This window comes from Halogranum roseipondis, from assembly GCF_059695585.1.
The window spans coordinates 86,678-108,001 of the sequence record NZ_JBUEED010000007.1 but is presented as its reverse complement, the minus strand read 5'-3'; the positions used below and the strand labels follow the sequence as shown (position 1 = coordinate 108,001).

General features: G+C 53.0%; 18 protein-coding genes and 1 pseudogene. 11 read left to right on the top strand and 8 right to left on the bottom strand.

All coding sequences use genetic code 11. The features are described from left to right. The first annotated feature begins 241 nt into the window (after positions 1–241). The 10 genes from EOHIBHHM_RS22785 to EOHIBHHM_RS22740 all read left to right on the top strand — a co-directional run bounded on the left by EOHIBHHM_RS22785 (position 242) and on the right by EOHIBHHM_RS22740 (position 9,349). Positions 242–1,546 (top strand): DUF7405 family protein, encoded by a 1,305-nt coding sequence (locus EOHIBHHM_RS22785; RefSeq protein WP_497258708.1) that lies wholly within the window; start codon positions 242–244, stop codon positions 1,544–1,546. 269 nt (positions 1,547–1,815) lie between these two features. After that, complete coding sequence (locus EOHIBHHM_RS22780; RefSeq protein WP_497258706.1) at positions 1,816–2,004, top strand: DUF7333 family protein; 189 nt, start codon at positions 1,816–1,818, stop codon at positions 2,002–2,004. Positions 2,005–2,114: 110 nt separating this feature from the next. After that, positions 2,115–3,416: an aryl-sulfate sulfotransferase gene (locus EOHIBHHM_RS22775; RefSeq protein ID WP_497258704.1), complete on the top strand. Its 1,302-nt coding sequence runs from the start codon at positions 2,115–2,117 to the stop codon at positions 3,414–3,416. Positions 3,417–3,481: 65 nt separating this feature from the next. Beyond that, the gene (locus tag EOHIBHHM_RS22770) at positions 3,482–4,549 is read left to right on the top strand and encodes an iron transporter (RefSeq protein ID WP_497258702.1); all 1,068 of its coding nucleotides are present in this window, start codon (positions 3,482–3,484) and stop codon (positions 4,547–4,549) included. An 82-nt stretch (positions 4,550–4,631) separates the two neighbouring features. After that, positions 4,632–5,354, top strand: a complete 723-nt coding sequence (locus tag EOHIBHHM_RS22765; protein WP_497258700.1) for a CPBP family intramembrane glutamic endopeptidase — start codon at positions 4,632–4,634, stop codon at positions 5,352–5,354. A gap of 296 nt (positions 5,355–5,650) precedes the next feature. Beyond that, on the top strand, positions 5,651–7,078 hold the full coding sequence (locus tag EOHIBHHM_RS22760; RefSeq protein ID WP_497258698.1) for a hypothetical protein: 1,428 nt from the start codon (positions 5,651–5,653) through the stop codon (positions 7,076–7,078). A 424-nt stretch (positions 7,079–7,502) separates the two neighbouring features. Then, the gene (locus EOHIBHHM_RS22755) at positions 7,503–7,931 is read left to right on the top strand and encodes a plastocyanin/azurin family copper-binding protein (protein WP_497258696.1); all 429 of its coding nucleotides are present in this window, start codon (positions 7,503–7,505) and stop codon (positions 7,929–7,931) included. A gap of 389 nt (positions 7,932–8,320) precedes the next feature. Continuing rightward, positions 8,321–8,731 carry a DUF7541 family protein gene (locus EOHIBHHM_RS22750; protein WP_497258694.1) on the top strand — a complete coding sequence of 137 codons (411 nt, stop codon included), beginning with the start codon at positions 8,321–8,323 and terminating at the stop codon, positions 8,729–8,731. Between the two features lie 76 nt (positions 8,732–8,807). Beyond that, complete coding sequence (locus EOHIBHHM_RS22745) at positions 8,808–9,086, top strand: DUF7996 family protein (protein ID WP_497258692.1); 279 nt, start codon at positions 8,808–8,810, stop codon at positions 9,084–9,086. Then, positions 9,083–9,349, top strand: a complete 267-nt coding sequence (locus tag EOHIBHHM_RS22740) for a DUF7520 family protein (RefSeq protein ID WP_497258690.1) — start codon at positions 9,083–9,085, stop codon at positions 9,347–9,349. The genes EOHIBHHM_RS22745 and EOHIBHHM_RS22740 overlap by 4 nt, the downstream gene beginning before the upstream one ends. Before the next feature lie 676 nt (positions 9,350–10,025). Here the strand turns inward: EOHIBHHM_RS22740 and EOHIBHHM_RS22735 are convergent. The 6 genes from EOHIBHHM_RS22735 to EOHIBHHM_RS22710 all read right to left on the bottom strand — a co-directional run bounded on the left by EOHIBHHM_RS22735 (position 10,026) and on the right by EOHIBHHM_RS22710 (position 17,751). Continuing rightward, positions 10,026–12,632: a heavy metal translocating P-type ATPase gene (locus EOHIBHHM_RS22735; protein ID WP_497258827.1), complete on the bottom strand. Its 2,607-nt coding sequence runs from the start codon at positions 12,630–12,632 to the stop codon at positions 10,026–10,028. Positions 12,633–12,794: 162 nt separating this feature from the next. Continuing rightward, positions 12,795–13,946: a hypothetical protein gene (locus tag EOHIBHHM_RS22730; RefSeq protein ID WP_497258688.1), complete on the bottom strand. Its 1,152-nt coding sequence runs from the start codon at positions 13,944–13,946 to the stop codon at positions 12,795–12,797. A gap of 162 nt (positions 13,947–14,108) precedes the next feature. Next, positions 14,109–14,429 carry a plastocyanin/azurin family copper-binding protein gene (locus EOHIBHHM_RS22725; RefSeq protein WP_497258686.1) on the bottom strand — a complete coding sequence of 107 codons (321 nt, stop codon included), beginning with the start codon at positions 14,427–14,429 and terminating at the stop codon, positions 14,109–14,111. Between the two features lie 117 nt (positions 14,430–14,546). Next, a complete protein-coding gene (locus EOHIBHHM_RS22720) occupies positions 14,547–15,782 on the bottom strand; it encodes a ZIP family metal transporter (protein ID WP_497258684.1) in 1,236 nt (411 codons plus the stop codon). Continuing rightward, positions 15,783–17,045 carry a multicopper oxidase domain-containing protein gene (locus tag EOHIBHHM_RS22715; RefSeq protein WP_497258682.1) on the bottom strand — a complete coding sequence of 421 codons (1,263 nt, stop codon included), beginning with the start codon at positions 17,043–17,045 and terminating at the stop codon, positions 15,783–15,785. Between the two features lies 1 nt (position 17,046). Beyond that, complete coding sequence (locus EOHIBHHM_RS22710) at positions 17,047–17,751, bottom strand: metal-dependent transcriptional regulator (protein WP_497258680.1); 705 nt, start codon at positions 17,749–17,751, stop codon at positions 17,047–17,049. Between the two features lie 241 nt (positions 17,752–17,992). On the opposite strand from EOHIBHHM_RS22710, the pseudogene EOHIBHHM_RS22705 reads away from it, so the two are divergent. Then, a pseudogene (locus tag EOHIBHHM_RS22705) lies at positions 17,993–18,094 on the top strand (zinc ribbon domain-containing protein); the annotation flags it as partial. A gap of 629 nt (positions 18,095–18,723) precedes the next feature. Here the strand turns inward: EOHIBHHM_RS22705 and cydB are convergent. Together cydB and EOHIBHHM_RS22695 are read right to left on the bottom strand one after the other, a co-directional pair. Beyond that, complete coding sequence (gene cydB / locus EOHIBHHM_RS22700; RefSeq protein ID WP_497258678.1) at positions 18,724–19,725, bottom strand: cytochrome d ubiquinol oxidase subunit II; 1,002 nt, start codon at positions 19,723–19,725, stop codon at positions 18,724–18,726. Further along, positions 19,718–21,157, bottom strand: coding sequence for a cytochrome ubiquinol oxidase subunit I (locus tag EOHIBHHM_RS22695; protein ID WP_497258676.1), 1,440 nt, complete (start codon positions 21,155–21,157; stop codon positions 19,718–19,720). Before EOHIBHHM_RS22695 ends, cydB begins: the two co-directional genes overlap by 8 nt. Between the last annotated feature and the right edge of the window lie 167 nt (positions 21,158–21,324).

Below are 21,324 nucleotides of genomic sequence, written 5' to 3'. Positions count from 1 at the left end.
GTCGGGTGAGTGATGACTTGCACTCTTACTATCGCTGTGTCTCTTGCTCCGCTTCGAGTAATCCGAGACCAGGCTAGCGTCAAAACAAATGGCTCGCGTAATTTTTGAACGATAATCTGTAGATATCGGTTCGTATCACCGTGCTATTGCGTGTGCTCGTTTGGTAATCGGTCTTGGACAGCGTCTGTGTTCGAGAATAGGACCAGAACCCCTATCCAAGATACGTTCAAACCATGTCGTGATGACCGATGGAAGAGGCATCCCGCGACGGGATTTCCTGAAATCAGCGGTGGCGATTGGAGGCACAGCGGCGTTCAGTGCCTGTTTGGGCCGCGAAAAAGTCGACGTCCCGACTGGTCCATCCGACTTGTCGTCGTATCCTCGCCGACAACACGCGTGGAATAGTGTCCTTCCAACCGACGACGCCGGAAACCCAACCGCGCCCCGACATCGAATTCTCCTCTTTTTGGACTACCTGAACGACGGTATCCCTTCCGATAGCGACCGCGAAACGATGGAGACCGCACTTCAGGGGATCGAACACGCGTATGAGCGGAGTGGTAAGGGTCTCTTGCTCACTGTGAGCTACTCTTCGGCATACTTCGACCGATTCGACGAAGGCCTGCCCGAGAGCGTTGATCTCCCCACACCAGAAGCGCTCGCCCCCTTCGAGAATCCTAAGATAGACACGCCCGACGCCGTCGTCCATCTCGCAAGTAACACGGCACAGGTAGTGCTCGGTGCTGAAGAATCGCTCAAGGGGAACAAATCGACGCTCAATGGTGTCAAACAGCCAATCACTGCCCTGACGGATGTCTTCGATATCATTGACCGGCGGACGGGCTTCGTCGGGGAAGGCCTCCCAGCAGAGAATGCAGGCGATGCTTCTGGCGTCCCTGCCGACAAGGTTCCAGAGGACGCACCGCTGTTCATGGGATTCAAGTCCGGGTTCAAAAAGAATCAGGCCAGCGAGGACCGCGTCACAATCCAGTCGGGTCCGTTCGCTGGCGGGACGACACAACATATCTCGAAGCTCCTACTCAACCTTAACCAGTGGTACGATCAAGACGACCGCTGGCAGCGTGAGGCAAAAATGTTCTGCCCGTACCACGCCGAAAACGATGTCATCGAAGGTGCTGGTGACAACCTCGGTACGAGTAGCAAGATTGACGACTGTAAGCCAGTAGATGAGACAGCCCGTGAGATGGGTGTGGTCGGCCATTCGCAGAAATCTGCAGCCGTCCGAGAGAACGACAAACCGATCATTCTCCGACGGGACTTTAATTCGACAGACGGTGGACAGGCTGGTCTCCACTTCCTCGCGCTCCAACGTGGTATCGGTGATTTCGAAAAGACGCGGGAGGCGATGAACGGGACCGATGTTTCCGAGCAATCAGCCATCGGTCAGCGCAACAACAATGGCATCTTGCAGTACATTCGTACGGAGCGTCGAGGTAACTACTTCGTTCCACCGCGTTCATCCCGTGCGCTTCCGCCTGCAATGCCAGCTGGCGACGTACAGGAGTTGGAACATGCATCGTCGTGATGTGCTTCGAGTAGTCGGGGGCACTTCACTTGCCGGGCTTGCAGGATGGACGGATCTGTTCAAGACACGGTCTGCACGTTCTCCACCAGTCTCTGAGAATCGGCCTGATGCTGTATACGCGTTCCAACGGCATAACGTGCGAAGTCAAGTAGCTAAAGACGAAGATTTGTCCTATGGCTGGCTTTATGGAGTTCCGTGTTGAAGAAATAGTGTCGGTAAGCAGAGCATCAGGAGTAACAGTCGCCTGAATTAGCGTCAGAGAGAAACATATGGAATTCAACACCACTACTACCGTAATCACGTACAGTGTTATATTCGCACTCCTCGTTGCTGGCACAGTCATGAGTCCAATGACTACTAGTACCGTTATGATGGTGAGTATCGGGCTTTTAGTGTTCGGCGTTCTGTCACTCCTCATTGGTATCAAACACGGCGAATACCGAGCAAGTCATCAATAACGGTCTTCGATTCGATACACTGTGAATCTTCTTTTGCCTGTTTGAAGAGTAGTTCATGCTACCAATTCGGACGATTAATATTGTAGGGACAGAATCACCGAGACAAGCAAATGAGACAGAGACGTGGTACTCTTTTGGTTGCACTTGGTGTTCTTCTGTTCAGTTCAACCATGGTTATCAGTGCTGTTGCTGCTCCATCCTTACAAGTCAATGCTGACGGTGCCGATGACCGTCGGACGCTCGTCGGATCACAGGGTGGGGGGCCGGGGTGGCATAAGTACGGGAGTATCTATCTCTTGAATGGCACGAATGAAACGTGGCGTCACTCCGGTGCAGATAGTTATTTTGACGCCACCGTATTGGAAAATGGCAGTGTCGTAGCCGGTTTCATGGACAGTGGCTACCAGAATTGTGGGCCATATAATTCGCCTTGTACTCGGACTGGATTTCGGGTCATCGAGCCCGTTTCTGGGACCTCTACCATCTCTGAATACAGTTTTCCTGTTCGAACACAATCCAACAGTGAGGTTCACGACGTTGAACGGCTCCCTACGGGCGAGTTTCTGATGACTGATATGGAGAATGAACGAGTGTTCACTGTGAAAAACGGCGAAGTTACATGGCAGTGGAATGCGAGCGAATTTTATGATGCACCGAATGATGCCACCAAGACAGATTGGCTCCACATTAATGATGTTGATCGGATTGCTAATGGCAAATTCCTCATTTCCGTACGGAATGCGAACCAACTAGTCATCGTTGAGCGTAACCGTGGGGTCGTCGAAGTCATCAACAAAGACGACGATGAGAGCAACGACGCTAGTTGTGGCAAGCGAGGGCAATTAAGTGACAGCGACGGAGATGGTGAATTCCGCTGTGGGGATCCTACTGTTATCAACCATCAACATAATCCACAGTGGCTTGGTGACGGGGCTGTCCTTGTCGCTGATAGTGATAACGACCGAATCGTTGAACTCCATCGTACTGATAACGGCAGTTGGGAGCCGGTCTGGATCTTGAATAGTGCGGGCGGGGTATCGTTCGATTGGCCTCGTGATGCGGACCGGCTTCCAAACGGAAATACTCTCATTACAGACACACTCAATAAGCGGCTTGTTGAGGTAAATGATTCGGGTGAAGTCGTCTGGAGCGTACAAACGGAACGAATACCCTATGAAGCCGATCGACTCCCTGGAGGGGAGCAAGTTCGAGGACAAGCAGTATCTTCGCACGGAGTGGAGAGTCCCGATGTACGTGGGGATGTCCCTGTGCTCTCACTCCTCCTTGTTGGTCTTCGCGCAGTTGCCCCTTGGACACCATTCTGGTTTACGGAGATTCAGCTCTTTTCGACACTCCTCTCCACTCTTCTCATTGTTACTGGGGCAATTGACTGGGTCCTTTACTGGAGATAACTCTGAACACACCTCTTCGATTCCCGAACCAGAACCCCTACTTTTGCTGAACGAAAAGCAATCATATGGACCGCCGATCCGTCCTTCGTCGAGGGGCCGCTCTTACAAGCGGTATCTCTCTTTCAGGCTGTCTCAGCCAGTTGGGATTTGAGACTCAATCTGCATGGCGAGATCCACCACTTGTCGAGAATCGTCCTGATGCAGTCTATTATCCCGCAATTATCGAGGGAATGGGCATGTATGGGGTAGCCCAGACGAACGGTATCGGGTTCGCTCTGATGCACTCGTTTCCGCATCGGTTTTGGAACCTTACTGGGGAGAGACAAACGAAGGTCGTCGTTCAGTCTAGTGACTCGGTTCACTTGATGGCTAGTGTCTGGGACGTCCAGACGAAGACTATCCTCCCGGTTGACATATCCGCAGATATCAGCAACGATGGTAAGCAAGTGACATCCACCAATTTGTGGCCCATGATTTCTCCAAACATGGGGTTCCACTACGGTGATAATATTGCACTCCCAGGCGAGGGTAAGTATGACATTACTCTGAGTACTGGTCCGCTCCAGGCAGATCGGGCGAAGCCATTCGAAGGCCAATTTACAGAGTCCAATTCTGTCTCTATGGAGTTCGAATTTAACACGAATGAAACCTACAACCTCGAACTCCGACGGCTAGGTGATCAAGCAGGGACACGAGGGACCGTTGAGCTAATGAACATGAAGGAGGTTCCAAAACCAACTGCGCCACCGAAGGACAAACTTCCTGGGCGATTGGTTGCTGCAGAATCATCTGGTGACGCGACGTTTTTGATTGCTGTCACTGAGGGGAATTCTCTATTTACTCCTGGCAGTGGTGCTGGCTTCATTGTCTCACCGCGAACACCGTACAACCGAGTGCTACTCCCACGAATGGCTCTTTCCGCGACTGTGATGCGTGATGGAAACATCGTGTCTCAGGGGAACTTACAGACGACGCTTGACCCGCAGCTCAGCCTCTATTATGCAGCGAACATCGAAGATTTGAACCCGGGAGACACAGTGACGATAGAGATCGATTCACCACCACAACTGGCACGACACGATGGGTACGAAACAGCATTTCTCGATATGCAACCAATCAGGTTCACACTGTGAGTACAGCTATGATTAACTTGTCTCATACCCGGCTTTGGCGTCACAAAGCAAGATTAACCAGGGGTTCGTCCTAAGTCAAAATATGGAGGCACAGATGTTACATCGAGTGCGAAGTCTTATCCAAGCAATCGCTGTTGCTATCTCTGGGTTCTTTGTCGGAGCGCTACTCATCTCTCTGAGCACAATCTTTTTATCAAATATTGGTATCCAATTGCAAGAATCCCCTGGGATTCGACTCTTTATGTCGACAGTCTTGATTCAAGGCGTCGCTTTTGGGACTGTCGCTCTCGGATATCTGTCTCTTCGTGGACTTGGCCCTGATTTTTTGAACGTCCGAATACCGAACCGGAAGGACGTATTCTGGATGGTCGGTGGATTTGTGGTGTTTATCATCCTCTATCTGTTGATTACTATGGTGATTTCTGCGCTCGGGCTATCTGTCGCCGAAAACGAAGTTGCCATTGTCGGACAGCAAGCACCGACTGTGTTACTATTGTTAGTTCCATTATCGATATTGCTAGTGGGGCCGGGAGAAGAGCTGTTATTCCGTGGTATGGTCCAAGGTCTCCTTGAGCGTGATTTTTCAACTCCTTGGGCGATTGGGCTTGCAAGTACCATATTTGCCGTCAGCCATGCTGGCTCACTACAGGGAAGTGGACAGATAACCTACATGCTCGTAGTCTTTGTCCTTGCTCTCGTGCTGGGCGTCGTCTACGAACGAACAGAAAATCTTGTTGTGCCAGCGGTGATACACGGGACATACAATGCTGTCCTATTCGGGTCAATGTACCTTGGAGTGATGTGATATTATGACAGACCAAACGTCACCGTCAATCACGCACAGCACGATCGATACCTCTGACCCACCGTATCTCTGCAAAACCTGTAACCGCCGGTTCAAAACACAAGCACTCCTCATCCATCACTGTGGTGTACGGCATCCAGATACTCTGGACGAGGGAGAGAAAGAACTGTTTTCTGAACTGTACCAAAAAGAGGAAGCTCAACTTCGCCGATTTCGAATTATCGCGCTTGGTGGAATCGTGCTCCTCTACTTTGGTTTCCTATTCATGTATGCCATCTTCGCAGTTTAACTCAACCATGACTGATAGTACAAACTCAACGACGACTGTTTCGCGATGGGCAATCAAACTAGTCACGCAGTTGATTGCGATTACTCTCGTGGTCAGCATCGTCTCCGTTGGAACGACTATCGCGAGTAACGCCGCTGTAGGCTTATCTGGGGGGGCAAAGGAGTCGTTGAATATCCCCCGCTGGCTTTATGTTGCAACTGGTGGTGCGGCGATTGGTGCCTCGGCATTGCTAGCCAGTTTCGTTACCGATCGGATGTTTATCCGCGCGATTCATCAATGGCAACACCATCTCGGTAATGTTCAAAATTTCAAGTCCGTAAGGAAACGCTTAGCTGAGGGGACTGGCCTCGTTCTGCTTGGCTTAGTCGTCTATCGTGGATTTTTCGGACCACAAATTCCGACGGTCAATTTTGCAATCGTGTTTGTGTTTGCTGGGTTGCGAGCGGGTCTTACGATGGCAGCCTATCTTTTCGGAAACGTGTGGTCTCTTGTCAATCCCTGGCGAACAATAAGCGAACATCTCCCCAATGGGTTCATTTCGTATCCTTCTCGATTCGGTCGTTGGCCTGCAGTTGCAGGATTACTAGCGCTTGTTTGGATCGAAACGACATCGGGAATCACAAAACAGCCGTCATTACTTGCTGCTGTCGTTCTCATGTACTCGGTGCTAACTATCATTGGTGCGTCAGTATTTGGTCCTGAGGAGTGGTTTACACGCGCTGACCCAGTTTCTGTGTTTTTCTACTTTTACAGCCGGGTTTCACCTCTCTCTTGGGACGGCGATGGATTACAATTGCGTCTCCCCGGCATGCGTATTGTGGAGGACGATACTGTCACCGGACTTGACGACATCGCGTTTGTTGTCGCCCTTGTTTGGGAACTGACATTCAGCGGGTTTGTCACCACTGCTCCCGGTGCCGGGTTTGTTCGAGCCGTTGTTGGTCTGGGTTTCCCACCATTAGCTCTCTACGGTATGCTGTATCTGGGTGGATTTCTACTGTTTGTGGGCGCGTATCTATTAGCAGCAGATGTCACTACCTCCCGACTACAAACGTATCGTACTAGTCGTGAGCTTGCGATTCAATTTGCTCCTTCACTGCTTGCAATTGCTGCAGGGTATCACCTTGCCCACTACTTTGGCTTCTTCGTCTCTCTCCTCCCTTCACTAGCTTCAGTTCTCGTTTCGCCTCTTTCTCCATCCTCGAATCCACTCGTACTAACGTTACCTGCTTGGTTCGGCGGTCTCAATATCTTCTTTGTGTTGGCCGGTCACATTCTTGCTATTTGGGTGGCACATTCGACTGCGTATCGTCTCTTCCCAACTCGTACTCAAGCTATCAGTAGCCAGTACGCATTTGTAGTCGTGATGATGATGTATACCTCAGTGAGTCTGTGGCTGATTTCACTCCCAACACAATCCCCTGCATTCATTTGACACGCTTGACGCCGTCGTCCACCTCGCAAGCAGCACTGGTCAGGTTGTGTTCAATGTTGAGGAAGAGTTTAAAAGAATAGAACAGACGTTCAATGGTATCGCTCCGTCTAATATGCCACTGACAGACCTCTTCGAAATAAGTACCACCAACAGATGACCAAAAGGAACATGGATAAATTTGAATGTGTTACAGGAGTCTGCTATTCGGTTCGGTTTCGAGACGCACACCAAAATCACCTTTGGGAGAGAGCCCCAATGTATCACTATGCGAAGACGAGCCTATCTGAAAACCGCAGCTACTGTATCAGCCACAACCATTCCCGGGCTCGCTGGCTGTACAGCTCCAGGGGATAGCGGAACTGGAACCGACGACGGGAGTAGTGGGCAGGGAACGACTACAACGGCAACGCAGTCCTCAACATCGATGCAGAGTCAAAGTGGACAGACGATACAGATGGTGACGGAGGGAAGTGATTATTACTTCGATCCAATCGGCCTGTTCGTTGAGCCAGGTACGACTGTCACGTGGAATAATAAAAGCGGAAGCCATTCTGCGACCGCCTATAAGAAAGGACGCGGGTCGGCATCAGTGACCCGTATCCCCGACGGGGCCAAATCCTGGAACAGCGATATACTCAGTGCACAAGGAGCAACGTACGACTACACGTTCGAAACGACGGGCACGTATGACTATTTCTGCATCCCGCACAAGTCGCTCGGCATGGTTGGTCGAATCATCGTTGGCGACCCCGGTGGGTCTGCAGAGGGGAGTATGCCGCCGGACGGTAAGGTTCCAGAGAGCAAGACAATCGTTGACCAGACCGTCGTGTCTTACGACGAATTTACTGGCTGAGTGGCTGTAGGCAATGTGCTGTAGTGCGTAGGCGGGATGAATATAGTCTCGTCTGTACAGGAGATGCTTCGGTTTCTGGGTATTCTTTCTTCCCTTCGTGTCCGCTCGTTTTGGTCGGTGAGAAGGATGATCCCCGGGGAATTAGCTGGCATTCTTCCAGTTGATTAATATGATCGCTCTGAGCGATAGCAGTTGAATTAATAGTACGGGTTCACAACGCAAGGACGTGATGATCCTGAGTGGACCTACAGAGAGAGTACGCTCTTCCCGTCGATTCCAGACAGTTGGTGTCGGTGGTGTGTTCAAGAAGTCGCACAGTGCTATGACGACTCAGGGGCTAACAACTGGAGCAGATGATAGCCACCGAGTGCCGATAGGTGGTGTGACTGATGGCTGGTGATGATCTCGGTGAAAACCATACAGGAGCGAGCGCGTGGCCCCTTGTTATAGCAGTGAGCCTTGCGCTATCTGAACTTGGCGTGGTGCTCGGACTTGCACCCATCTCAGTCGGTGGCCTACTAGTACTGATACTGTCGATTAGTGGTATCTTGCGTGAATCCGGGTATGTGTCACAGATGGACCGAAGTGCGGGACTTCTTAGTGTTCTACTCATCGTGAGTGGTGTCATGATTCTCCTCAGTAATCAACCCAGAACGACAACGCGAGGCCAGTCAATTCTTATCGCTGGCGTTGTAGGTCTGCTTGCCGCACTTGTCTGGCGTGTTTTCTTGAGTTCTCGTTCACAATTGAGTAAGGAAGAAATTCAGAATCAATCCTCTACAGAGGAGGTGTCTGATTGATGTCTGTTTGTCACTTGATTGAGTTTTTGACACTCATCAATCGGAATTTCTGTAACAAACGTAGCGGTGATCATCAATGACAGTGAATTACAGCAAGCGACATACGACGATTGTACTCTGCTTGTTGTTCGTTCTCACTGGGCTTGTTGACAACTTCCTCGTGTCAAATGGATACGAAAATCTTGCAATCCTCGTGTTTGTTGCGGGATATGGGTTTGTGGTACTCGGAGGCTGGGCGATCTGGTTACGTCCGCTTAATCTAACTGGTGGAAGCGAAGAGAATACGTTGATTTGGACCACTGATGAGGATGACGTGAGTGACGAGAGTATGGACGATACCTCATCTCACCAATGATAATAGAGCGATTAACACGAGAGCGATTGTATCTCGTAGGAATGATTGGAACAATTGTCGGACTTGCCGCTTCAATTGGTTACACTATTGGGTTAAATACCTCTAGCCCGTTGAAACAAGTCGTCCTCTTTGGAGTGGTTCCATTGCCATTCTCTCCTCTATTAATGGCTGGATATGGGAGCATTATTGTATTATTATCGTTAGCATTGATGTATTCTACAGTTTCGTTTCTTTCACGCTATGATTCCGACGCACTTGATTAATATTTATAAATAATTTTACATTGGCGTCTCGTGGCTTGACAACGAAGTAGTTCGTCGGGTTACACTCTTCTCATCTGTTCTTAATAAATTGACTACGTTCTACCATCCAATATTATTAACTTCACTTCCTATTCCATACTCCATTTATTAACTCACACGGGAGGGTTGTTACACCGCTATATCTGTAATGGACGTCTTCAGTAGGAACTACCCGTTGCCTTGCCCAACATCTCGAGAACAAGAACCGAAAGCCGACGCTATTCGTCACCGACAGCGAGAACAATCGTATCGTCAAGCCCGCTCGGAAACTGGTGGAAACTAGACTCGAGCATGGCCGTTCAGAGGGAGTTTCAACTGGTCCCATGACGCGCCGACCGACTCTTGAACGGAAACGCGCTCATCATCGACGCGCTTAGTGGGCAGCTTGTGGAGCTTGACGAGCTAGGGTTGTCGTCAGGAGCGTTCGAACAACTCGTCTCCCGTACGAAGCCGACCGGACTCCCTACGGCAAGTCTGACGGAAGTTGTCAGTATACAAATAATAGAGGCAGCATGGGTAGGTTCGTCGGTTTGAGCTGTACGGTTCCGCCCTCTTCGACGATGGAGATGATGAGGTATATCGTAGGCACATTCACAATCGTAGTAACACTCCCCACAGCCATCTATTCCACGAGGAATTAATCCGGGGTGAGGCGTGAGAGTCGCATCGCATTCCCGGTAACAGCCGTCGTCATGCCGGCGTCCCCGACGAGCACGGCCGCCCAGATGGGTACGAGGCCAAATGGAACGCCGAGTGCAAGCAGCGCCTTCGCACCGAGGCTGACAAAGATATTCTGACGAATCACACTGTTTGCCTTATGTGCGAGTTCATAGAGATACGGCAGTTTCGACAGATCGTCACTCATGAGAGCGATATCAGCCGTTTCGAGCGCCGTGTCCGTGCCAGCGGCACCCATCGCAACACCGACGGTCGCCGTCGCGAGCGCAGGGGCGTCGTTGACGCCGTCGCCGACCATTGCGACCCCGTCATACTGCTCGTCGAGTTCCTCAATTGCCTCGACCTTCTCGTTGGGCAGCAGTTCCGCTCGGAACTCGTCGACACCGACCTCGTTGGCGATCGCCCGAGCGGTTCGTTCGTTATCGCCCGTTAGCATAATGATGTGTTCGACACCAAGGTCGTGAAGGTGCTGGATCGCCTGTTTCGCTGCGGGTCGAATCTCGTCTGCAACGGCGACCACACCCTCGATTTCATCTTCTGTCCCGACAAGTACGACGGTCTTGCCCTGTGACTGGAGTTCGGGTACCGTCTCTTCGAGGAGGTCGAGGCAGTCGTTGCGCTCACACATCTGGCGGCTCTTCGTGGTGGCGACACCACCGTCAGTCGTCGCGTGGACGTGTGTCAGGTCGAAGCCTAACTCTTCGAAGAGTCCGGGTTTCCCGGCGTAGTGGGGCTTCCCGTCAAGTTCGGCTTTTACACCCTTACCGGTAATGCTCTCGAACTCGTCGACCTCTCGTTCCGTGACGGATGCCTGCTCTGCGCGGCCAACAATCGCTTCGCCGATAGGGTGTTCGGACCGCGACTCCAGCCCGCGGGCACATCGGAGGACGTCCTCCTCGCTGTTGCCGTTCAGCGGGACGACGTCCGTCACCGTGAGTTCACCTTTCGTGAGGGTCCCAGTTTTGTCCATCGCGATTGCGTTGACGGCACCCATCGCTTCGAGGTGATTCCCGCCTTTGATGAGGACGCCGTTTTTCGCTGCACTCGTGATACCCGAGACTACGGACACGGGTGTGGAGATAACGAATGCACACGGACATGCAAGTACGAGCAGCGTGAGGCCATAGACGATGAACGTCGGCCACGATGCCCCGAACAGAAGCGGTGGAATAACAGCAACCAGGAGGGCAAAGCCGACAACGACCGGCGTGTAGTACGACGAGAACCGCTCGACGAACTGCTCACGCTCGGTCTTGTTCGCTTGAGCATCCTCGACCATCTGGACGATGCGTGAGAGCGTGTTGTCGCTCGCTTCCGAGGTGACTTCCACTTCGAGATACCCCTGCTTGTTAATCGTGCCTGCATACACCTCGTCTCCCGGCGTCTTGTCGACAGGTACTGACTCACCGGTAATCGGAGCCTGGTTGACAGCACTCTCTCCGTCGAGAACTTCACCATCCATCGGGATTTTTTCGCCCGGACGCACGACGACGGTTTCACCAATGGCAACGTCGTCGACCGGAACCGTTACTTCTTCGCCGTCTCGTTTCACTGTTGCCTCGTCCGGCGAGAGATCCATCAACTCCTGTAGTGAGTTCCGGGCGCGATCCATCGAGTAGCGCTCGAGCAGTTCCGCGATACTGAACAGGAACGCGAGCGTGGCGGCTTCGAAATAGAGTGCCTCACCGAAGACAAGACTCGCAATGATGGCTCCACTAATGGCGATGCTCATCAACAGGTCGATGTCGAGATTGCGATTCAATGCGGAGTAATAGCCATTGCGGAAGATGACCTGACCAGCGACCCCAACGGCAACGAGGAAGAGGACGTCTGCAATGAGTATCTCGCGGCCGATAATCTCGGCCACCAGAATGTTCTGGCTGGTGAGGAAGAACTCGAAGAGGAGTCCGAGTGCGGTGAACCCACCACTGATCCACGTTTTGATCGCCCGTGAACTGGTCCAGACGCCCTCACGTTCGTCGGTGGAACTATTCGCGGTGTCCGCGTCGGTCGTAGTTGAGTCGGTCACCTCGTAGCCAGCTCGCTCGATGGCGTCGACGATGTCTGGTGACGAGAGGATTGTTGAGTCGTACGTGATAATTACCTTTCCGGTCGTAGGCTGGGTGTCGTAGCCCGACAGTCCCGAGAGACCATCGAGGGCGTTCTCGATTTTTCCTGCACAGGAGGGGCAGTCCATTTCGGGGACTGTGAATGTTGCCGTCGTCTCCCCTTGGTTCTCGACTGTGTACCCCGCTTTTTTGATGCGCTCGGCAATGTCGTCTGGAGTGATTCGACCCCTCTCGTAGGAGACAGAGAGCGTCCCAGTCGTCACCTGTGGGTCAACGGCTGTGATACCGTCGAGTTTCCGGACACTATTTTCGACTTTCCCCGCACAGGATGGGCAATCCATTTCGGGAACCGAGAATTGAGCGACATCGTCCTGATTCGACGAGGTCGAGGTTACGCTGTCGGCATCCTGTTCATTGTTGTGATGGTCGTGTTCGTGGTCATGACCCTGTGAATGAGTGTCTCCAGGATCATCCGACTCTTGCTCGGACGAAGTCATTACTGAAACCAATGGGCTCACATCTTATTAATTCGGCTGCCACTATACGATACTAAATTGTGTAGAGTTAATAAAACACAACCAATATGTTAATAACATTACCCGCCGGCAGCGAGATGTCGGATGGATGTTGTTTGGGCGAGGTCGTGTAGGTTCGTTTTGTCAGCTTAGTCTGGATACAGATGGGGCCACACGAGTGTCTGTCCCACCCGTTGATTTGAGTAAGCTCCCAAGGAGGAGTAATACACTTCCGGCGAAGAATATTCCACTAACTGGTGAGGACGGAATCATAAATGACCAATAGACGGGCGTCGCAGCAGCACCGAACAGTACACTAAGTACGCCGTAGAATGCAGGTGCACAGCAACAACAGGCAGTTGCCCCAGATGCAATCAGTGATCCAGAAAACAGCTCTCCCCCGGCGACGGACTCTGCGTTTATCCACTGCTGAGTAACGACAGCGACATTCAATCCAGAGAGACCGCCTAGAATAGCCATAAACAACACTGTTCCAACCGAAAGATATCCTGTAAACGGAATTGATGGGAAATACCACTCGATAGCAGGCCAAATAACTAATGGACTCGACACGTCATAGGGGATAATAAATGCCTCTGACGGTACGTTAACCCCTTCGTCAGGGCTGAAGCTCATTGTTCCTGCTGAGAATGCAAAGAAAATGCTCATCAGGGTCCCAGCACCAATTCCGGCAATCTTCGGTTTCGTTTCAAGACGGAGACTTTGGAGCACTCCTCTTGCATCTGTCCAGATAATGTATGCAAGTAGCGCTGGGAGACTCAACACGATGAGGTAGCCGAGGGGATTGGTAGTCCCTTGATTTGGCATAAACGCTGGATAGCCAATCCATGCTGCAAGAATCAAACATAGAAATGCGTACTGTGGTTTTGTTGGATATTTCATTCGGGCAACAAGTAAACCACCGGTAGCAAGGAGCGTACTCACAATGAGACTTAAGATCGGGTAAATTTCCACAAGTTGGGGCGGTGTTTGGCCAACAACTTGGAGCTCGACGAGACCGATTCCACCAAAGACTATCGTTACTGCTCCAACCGTGAGTAGTGCGCCTGTTTTGGCGAGGGATAAGAGCTCACGACGTAGCGCTACGGAAGCACCAACTACCGTGCATATCCCTCCAATGAGTAGTACAAACAAAAACCAATGTGGTGTTCCTGCATGAGTCGTGCCGGAGTGTGCGGCTACGGGTGAAATTGTTGCTCCGAATCCGATCAGTATTGTTAGGGTTCGAATGATTGTTCGTTGGTATTTCATGTATCTCTTTTTGTCTATCTTCATGCAAGCTTCGGTATCCGGTGGTGAAAGCAAGCGTTCCGGATGTGTTTAACGATACGGTTCTCACTATCCTATTTGGTTACTTTCGTGAAAACACCTTTTGGTATGGTTCTCTCAACCGGTGGTGCCTCCGGCAATCTCAATCACATACCAAGACTGCTGCAGCTACTTGACGACGACGGTGCCTGTCATCCCGGAACTCTCGTGCGGGATGCACACGTACTCGTAGGTGCCAGCGACGTCGAAGGTGTGTTCATACGTCTCGCCCGCAACGAGCAGTCCACCGCTCACGTCGTTCCGCGCGGCTTTCTCGGACTCGAACCCACCACTGGCGAAGTATGCCGCGTCCGAGGGAATCTGGCCGTCGTAGGCCGTCACCGTGTGTCCGACTTCACTGTCATTTATCCATCTCACGGTGGTACCAGCGCTAATCGTGACCCGCTTCGGGTCGAACGCGAAGTTCTCCGCCATCGAGACACGTGTCACGTCCTCTGACCCACCGGCGGACGAGCAGCCCGCAGAAGCTGTCGCTACGAGTGTCGCCCCGCCGAGCCGGAGTACCTGTCGTCTGTTCATGATTGAGTAAGCGTTGTACCGGGGGGATTAGAGTGCGACGAAGAGGTCGGTGACGTACATCACGACGAGACCGACGAGGAACGTCACGAGGTTCAGCGCCGACGCTGCCCGTCCATTCCGACTGATCATGCCGTGCAGTTCCCAGATGACCTGCAGAATTGCCCCGACACCGACGGCGAGGAAGAACGCCCCGAGCGTCGGCGAGAAGGCGAGACTCCCGAGCCAGCCACCGAGGATGACGGGTGCGCCCGCGAGGAAGCCGAGACCGAGGAAGTGGAAGATGCTCGGACGCTCTCCGCGTGCGACGGGTGCGACAACGGCCGGGCCTTCGGTCACGTTGTGGAGCATGAAGCCGATGACGAGGAACGCCCCGAGCGAGACACGGCCGAGAGCGAATGAACTCCCGATGGCTAGCCCTTCGGCGAGGTTGTGCAGACCGATGCCGAGCGCGACGAGGTAGGCAACCCACAGCCCACTCTGTGCGCGAGCGTCACCGGCAGCAGCGCGTCCCTCCCGCCATGCGCTGACGGACTGGACGGCGAGGAGTGCGCCGATGATGCCGAGTGCGACAAGCGCGGGTCCCTCGAACGCACCCGGAACCTGCTCTCCGAGCTCGAATGCCTCGAACCCGGCGTCGATGGCGAGGAACGCGAGGATACCCGCCGAGAAGGCGAGAATTGCGTGGAGCCACCGGTCGCTCATCGACTGCAGGAACGGGAACCACAGCATCCCAAGGGCGACCGGGATGACACCGACGAACAGGCCGATGACGGCCATCGTCACCAGCAGGTCGGTCGTCAGGCCCGGTGACTCGCTGGGCGCGACGATGGTGTGGTGAACGGTCGCGCCGTCTGAGAGCATCAGCGCGACTTCGAGGTCCCATCCGGGGTTCCAATGGTACGGGATAACGACTTCTGCGCTCTCACGCGGAGCGAGGGTGTTGTCGCCACCCGCGCCTTGTACCTCGAAATTCCAGTAGGCTTCAGCGACGAGAACCTGCGAAATGGTCACTTCCTTTGGGCCGTTATTCGTGACGTGAAGGACGACCGTTTCCTCATTCGGCAAGGTTGTGTGGGTCACCGACACATCGGGGAGTGGTTCGCCCCCAGTGTCGAGCGACGCAAACGGCGTCGCCGCAAAGAATCCTCCAGCGATAAGTCCCAAGAGGAGGATTGGAAGCAGTGCTGCTGCCCACTTCGGAAGTCCGAGCGGGCGCTCAGTTCGATTCACAGTCGTGCCGCCGTCAGTGTTTGGTTTGCTCATTTAGACCACCTCGAAGAAGCTCATCCAGCCGAGTTCTGCGAACTCTGACTGGTGAGCGTGGAACATGTACAGCCCCGGGTCGTGAGTGGAGTAGTCCAGTTCGATGATGCCGCGCTGTGCCTGACACTGCATGACCGTGTCAATCTTCTTATTCGTCGGCGTCAGTGTCGTTCCGTGGTCGTAGTAGTCGAAGAACTGCGAGTGGGTGTGGAACGAATTGATGAGGTCGAACTCCGTCGCGTTGGCCAGGTAGACTCGCTGGCGCTGCTGGCCGTCGATCTGGATCGGGCGCTTGGTCTCCCCGGCTTTCCAGTTCCCTCGGCCGTCGGTCTCGCCGACGCTGTAGGCGAACGCCCGCGTGTTGGCGGCGTACACCTCGTTGCCGCCGTCGAAGTTGGTGTCGAAGGAGTTCATCACGATGACCATCTCGTTGATGGCGTCGTTCTCGGGATATTCGTGGTTCCGCGTCTTCGCCTCGGCGACGAGTTCCGCGCGAAGTTCGTCGGTGATCTGCGAGCGGTGGAAGTCACAGTATTCCTCCGGTCGCTGGGCGACACGCTCCGGATCGGGATCGATGATGATTGCCCCGTACAGACCTCGGTGGATGTGCTCTTTTAACGGGAGAGAGTGACAGTGGTAGAAGTGACACCCTGCTGGTTGGGCAATCCACTCGTACGTGAACGACTCACCCGTATTGAGGACACCCGGTCCGTTCTGCGGAATTCCGTCCATCTTCGGATTGAGATTTCGGAGGTGTGGATGGATAGTGTGACCATGCCGGCCAAGGTTCTCGAATTTTACGCGAATCAAATCGCCCTCGACGGCACGAATCGTCGGCCCCGGAACCTGTCCATTGTAGGCCCATGCCGGGAACTCGATACCGGGGGCGATGGTGACTGTGGTATCGACCGCTTGGAAGGTGAACTCGCGGACCGTCCGCCCGTTCTCCTCGTACATATCCTGCGGAACGTTCTCTTGTTCACCACGACCCGTGTTGAACTGGTAGAGAAACTCGTGAGGATCGAAGTCTAGGTCGCTGTACTCGCCGACCGCCCCGAAGTTTCCGTGTGAGTCTTTTCCTGGACCATGATTCTCACCTCCGTCTGCTCGCCCGATTCCAGTGAGAGCGGCACTCCCTGCGAGGCCGATTCCTCCGAGGACTGCTCGGCGAGTGGTCTTGAAATCTGATTCGAGGGAATCAACTAATCTATCCTCCAATTTTTTGGAAAGTTCTGCTGCCTGTGAATAGTCTGATGATGGCATGTTAGATCATCTCCTTCAGTCGCTTGGACTCAATCGTAGTCCCTTCACTGGTCTGTGACACATAGATGTTCGCAGCAACCTCGGTGGGGAGCGAAAGGGTTTGACTTGTCGCTTTTACTTCAATAGTAACCATTCCGAAAGGTGCAACGTCGGTCACTTCGAATACCGTGCCAAGCGTTGCTCCTACATTTGTAAGATACGTAAGAATGTCCGGCTTGCTATGTCGAACTTCAGAGATGATTGCGACATCTCCTTGTTTACACGCTGGCAGTGGATGATGGGTTTCTTTTCGTCGGATTTCGAGGTCAGCGGTCGGGATTGGCTCTCCATGAGGATCAACAAGAGGAAATTCGAGGATTTCTTCCATTCGATTTCCTAACTTCTCACTGATGTAGTGTTCCAGTTCGTCTGCTTCGTCGTGAACCTCAGACCAGTCGTACCCTAACTTCTCGGTTAAGAATAGCTCAAGTAGCCGGTGGTGACGGAGCACTTTGAGAGCCTCTTTTTCACCACTTTCGGTGAGACGAGCTCCTTGGTAACACTCGTATTCTACGAGTCCCTCATCGTCCATCCGCTGTAACATCGATGTCACAGTTGGTGGCTTAACCCCCATCTTCGTCGCAACAACTGACGGCGCGACGAATTTGTCATAATCCTGAAATTCATAGATGGCTTTCAGGTAATCCTCGACTTTTGGGGTAGCCATGAACAAGGTTTTGACGCGTCTAAAGAAAAGGTTTGCCATTACATTTGGTTCACTGATGTCGTTTCTAATCGACACGGAACACTGGTATACCGTGAGTCTCGTGAGGAGCGCTACACGCGAGGTACCCCACCGTGTTGCAAATCGAATTCTCAACGAAGTGGTCACGCACGAGTGTACGCACGTCGTGTTTGGGAATCTCAAGTATATCCGTGACCCGATGCCTAAGTAGAAGAAGTTCCACCAGTGGGCACATCGTAAGCTCATCGAGTACTTGACGTACAAGGTGGAGGCTTTGGGAACTCGTGTGGTGATCGTGAACACGGCATACACGAGCCAGTTCTGAGTGCATGTGGGCACACGAGTCGGGGCAATCGCTCGGGGGTCACCTTTCGAGTGTGAGAAATGTGGTCGGGTATCACATGTGGATTACAACGCGGCGAAGAACATTGGATGGAGGTCTGTCCGCAAGGGGCTCAATGACTCTTTGCGGACGGGTGACAGTCAACTCGCCCTGAAGTCAGGAACTGTTATTCCGAATCGGGGTTTCATCCCGTACCCCTAAGGGTTAGAGGCTGAGAACACTGACAAGCCCCTGGGCCTGTTGACGAGGCAAATGCTGTTCTGAGCGAGTCTTAGCATGTGGGAAGCGGAAGAAGCCACAAAAACAAGTAGTTACGAGTCACCTTTCGAATAGTATTCGGAAGACTCCTCTGTTCTCGATTAACAATTCAGTCGAGTCGAGCGGTGATGAGACAATCAATATTGTATACGAGGAACCCAACGGAGACGAGCGTTGTCGCGAGGAAGACCATAAGTTGTGGGGGCCCAGATGTTGCGCTGCCAGCGGCCGCACCAGCGAATCCCACGAGCGTCAACTCAACCCATGTGATAAAGATTCGAGAAAGTAGATGTCTTGAGCTAGTCGACTGCCGCTTCGAACGATCAGTGGATTTTGGTGAGTTCTCGGACATATTAGTACGAATCACTCGCTTGAACAGGTCCGCTGAAGACGTTGTACAGCACCGCAAAGTATGTTAGAACCAACGGTAGAAGCAGGGCAGCCGCAATTGACATGAGATTGAGCGGTAGTGTTGAGACGATAGCGTCTGTAATAGCGAGTCCAGTTGCTGGGTCGATTAATGGATACAATACGAGTGCAACAACACTGACGAGCTCATAGGTCAGCACGGCACTTGCAGCAAGTGCAAGGTGGTTCCGCGAGGTTCGGAGTGCCCATACGTACCCGGCAGCAACGAGTATCGAAAGTACGACGAGTGACAGGACTGGAACTGAAAGTATTTTGCTTTGCACTCGGGCGGATGCACTTGCGAGCGCTGCTAGCGAGGCAACAACCGCAACAAGATAAACCACTACTGCACGCTCTCCATATCGGCGAAGGTCTTTCTTGAGCGTGTCGCGAGTTTTCAGCCGCAAAAAGGCAGTTCCTGAGACGACTGTGAGAGCGATCACTGTGATTCCGACGGTGACAGCAGAGACGGTTATAGACCGGGGGCTACCTGTAAGCCAGTTCGCTACAAACGCACCAAGCAGGAACGGTGCAGTAAGGCTGCCAGTAACGAACGACCGACCCCACCACCGTTGCCACCGCTCATCGTGGCGTTGTTCGTACATCTCTGGAGCTAATCCCCTGAGAAGTAATGCACCCAAAATTGCGAACATTAGCAAGTAGTGGCGGCTGAAGAGGCTTGCGTACACCCGGGGGAACGCCGCGAATAGTGCACCGCCAAAGACTACAAGCCAAACTTCGTTCCCGTCCCAGAATGGACCGATTGCGGCGAGGATAGTCTCGCGTTCGTGTGCGTCGTCACGCGTGGCGAACAACACTCCTGCCCCGAAGTCAAATCCATCGAGGAACAAAAACGTTCCCAAGATGAAGAATACCAGTCCGAACCACATCGCTGACAGTGGCAGATCAAAGAGGGGTCCTGACGAAAGTGTGTCAACATTAATCATCGTTGGTGAACCTCGTTGAGGAAACCTCCCCATTAGTGTGTGTCGTACTGGATGCCATTCGGAGGTCGTCGTAATCGGGTGGTCCTGACCGTATGATGCGAACGACGATGTACGTGTACAGGATGAGAAGTCCGAGATAGACGATTGCAAACCCAACAAGTGTCGCCGTTGCTTCGAGTCCTGTCAGTCCAGGTGAGACTCCCTCACTCGTTTTGAGTACCCCCTGTACGACCCATGGCTGGCGGCCAACTTCCGTGACAATCCAGCCGAGTTCGACAGCGATGATTCCAAGGAGTGAGGAGGCCATGAGTGCCTTGTGAAGCAAGTCGTCTTCGAATAGTTCTCCACGCCACCAACGATATCCACCCCAAACGGCCAGTAGAATGAACCAAAATCCCATCCCGACCATTGCACGGAAGGACCAAAACACGATGGCGACAGGGGGGGCTTCCGTGTCGAATGTTTCGAGTCCCCGAATCGTTGCCTCTGCGTCGCCCCCGCTTGCAAGCCACGACGCACCGCCTGGAATCCCGATTCCAAACAGTTCCTTCGCACGCGGATCGGTAATGTCAGTGAGGCTCGTTGGAAAGGCGATGAGATATTCGGGAACGTACGAATCGGTCTCCCAGACGGCTTCCATGGCCGCAAATTTCTGTGGCTGCGTCTCATATACGTGCCGTGCGTACAGGTCCCCGTGGATTACTTGCAGCGGGGCGGTAATGAGAAGCGCGACAAGTGCAATCTTCAGTGTCGTCTCCCAGAAGGCAATTTTATCAACGGGATATCCCCACACATGGTGTCGAAAGACGTGGTATGCCGCAACGCCCGCCATGAACAGGGCAACCGATTCGACGGCGGCATTCTGCATGTGGACGAACATATACGGGAATCGCGGGTTCGCGTACGCTGCCAGCGGGTCTGTAAGTTGGACAATAGACTGTCCTCCCTTCTGTGCTAGCTCGAACCCACGGGGTGTCTGCATCCACGAGTTCGCGATGAGGATCCACACTGCAGACAGCCATGTCCCTGCAGCGACGGCGACACTCGACACGAAGTACAGCCGATCGGAAGCACGTTCGCGTCCGAAGACGAAAATGCCTAGGAACGTCGCTTCGAGCATGAACGCCATCATCCCCTCGATAGCGAGTGGACCACCAAACAACTCCCCTGCAAATGTCGAGAACGCAGCGAAATTCGTCCCGAATTCAAACTCGAGAACGAGTCCGGTGACTGTGCCGACGACGAAGCTCACTGCAAATATTTTCGTCCAGAACCGTCTGAGCTGTTCATAGACTGGGGCACCACCGCGAACCTCTTTGTAGGTAAAATAGACGAGAAAGGGGGCAAGTCCCATGCTCATCACTGGAAAAATGATGTGAACAATGGTCGTAAGTGCGAATTGCAACCGACTCGCGACAACCGGATCAACCATCGAACGCACCGTCCTGTTGATGGGTGGTTGTCGTGAGTCGTACGGAGGTGAACCTCTGTTGGCGTGAGTCAGACTTTGAGAGACCACTCGCTAGAGTTGGTCTGGATTGGAGTCGCTTACTGGTGCGCTGTATTGCCATCAATGAACGTTTCCGAGAGAAGCTACTC

Excerpts from the sequence above, each read along its gene's own strand:
- EOHIBHHM_RS22785 (WP_497258708.1), top strand. The coding sequence starts at position 242 with ATGACCGATGGAAGAGGCATCCCGCGACGGGATTTCCTGAAATCAGCG.
- EOHIBHHM_RS22780 (WP_497258706.1), top strand. The coding sequence starts at position 1,816 with ATGGAATTCAACACCACTACTACCGTAATCACGTACAGTGTTATATTC.
- EOHIBHHM_RS22775 (WP_497258704.1), top strand. The coding sequence starts at position 2,115 with ATGAGACAGAGACGTGGTACTCTTTTGGTTGCACTTGGTGTTCTTCTG.
- EOHIBHHM_RS22770 (WP_497258702.1), top strand. The coding sequence starts at position 3,482 with ATGGACCGCCGATCCGTCCTTCGTCGAGGGGCCGCTCTTACAAGCGGT.
- EOHIBHHM_RS22765 (WP_497258700.1), top strand. The coding sequence starts at position 4,632 with ATGGAGGCACAGATGTTACATCGAGTGCGAAGTCTTATCCAAGCAATC.
- EOHIBHHM_RS22760 (WP_497258698.1), top strand. The coding sequence starts at position 5,651 with ATGACTGATAGTACAAACTCAACGACGACTGTTTCGCGATGGGCAATC.
- EOHIBHHM_RS22755 (WP_497258696.1), top strand. The coding sequence starts at position 7,503 with ATGCAGAGTCAAAGTGGACAGACGATACAGATGGTGACGGAGGGAAGT.
- EOHIBHHM_RS22750 (WP_497258694.1), top strand. The coding sequence starts at position 8,321 with ATGGCTGGTGATGATCTCGGTGAAAACCATACAGGAGCGAGCGCGTGG.
- EOHIBHHM_RS22745 (WP_497258692.1), top strand. The coding sequence starts at position 8,808 with ATGACAGTGAATTACAGCAAGCGACATACGACGATTGTACTCTGCTTG.
- EOHIBHHM_RS22740 (WP_497258690.1), top strand. The coding sequence starts at position 9,083 with ATGATAATAGAGCGATTAACACGAGAGCGATTGTATCTCGTAGGAATG.
- EOHIBHHM_RS22735 (WP_497258827.1), bottom strand. The coding sequence starts at position 12,632 with ATGACTTCGTCCGAGCAAGAGTCGGATGATCCTGGAGACACTCATTCA.
- EOHIBHHM_RS22730 (WP_497258688.1), bottom strand. The coding sequence starts at position 13,946 with ATGAAGATAGACAAAAAGAGATACATGAAATACCAACGAACAATCATT.
- EOHIBHHM_RS22720 (WP_497258684.1), bottom strand. The coding sequence starts at position 15,782 with ATGAGCAAACCAAACACTGACGGCGGCACGACTGTGAATCGAACTGAG.
- EOHIBHHM_RS22715 (WP_497258682.1), bottom strand. The coding sequence starts at position 17,045 with ATGCCATCATCAGACTATTCACAGGCAGCAGAACTTTCCAAAAAATTG.
- EOHIBHHM_RS22710 (WP_497258680.1), bottom strand. The coding sequence starts at position 17,751 with ATGGCTACCCCAAAAGTCGAGGATTACCTGAAAGCCATCTATGAATTT.
- cydB (WP_497258678.1), bottom strand. The coding sequence starts at position 19,725 with ATGATTAATGTTGACACACTTTCGTCAGGACCCCTCTTTGATCTGCCA.
- EOHIBHHM_RS22695 (WP_497258676.1), bottom strand. The coding sequence starts at position 21,157 with ATGGTTGATCCGGTTGTCGCGAGTCGGTTGCAATTCGCACTTACGACC.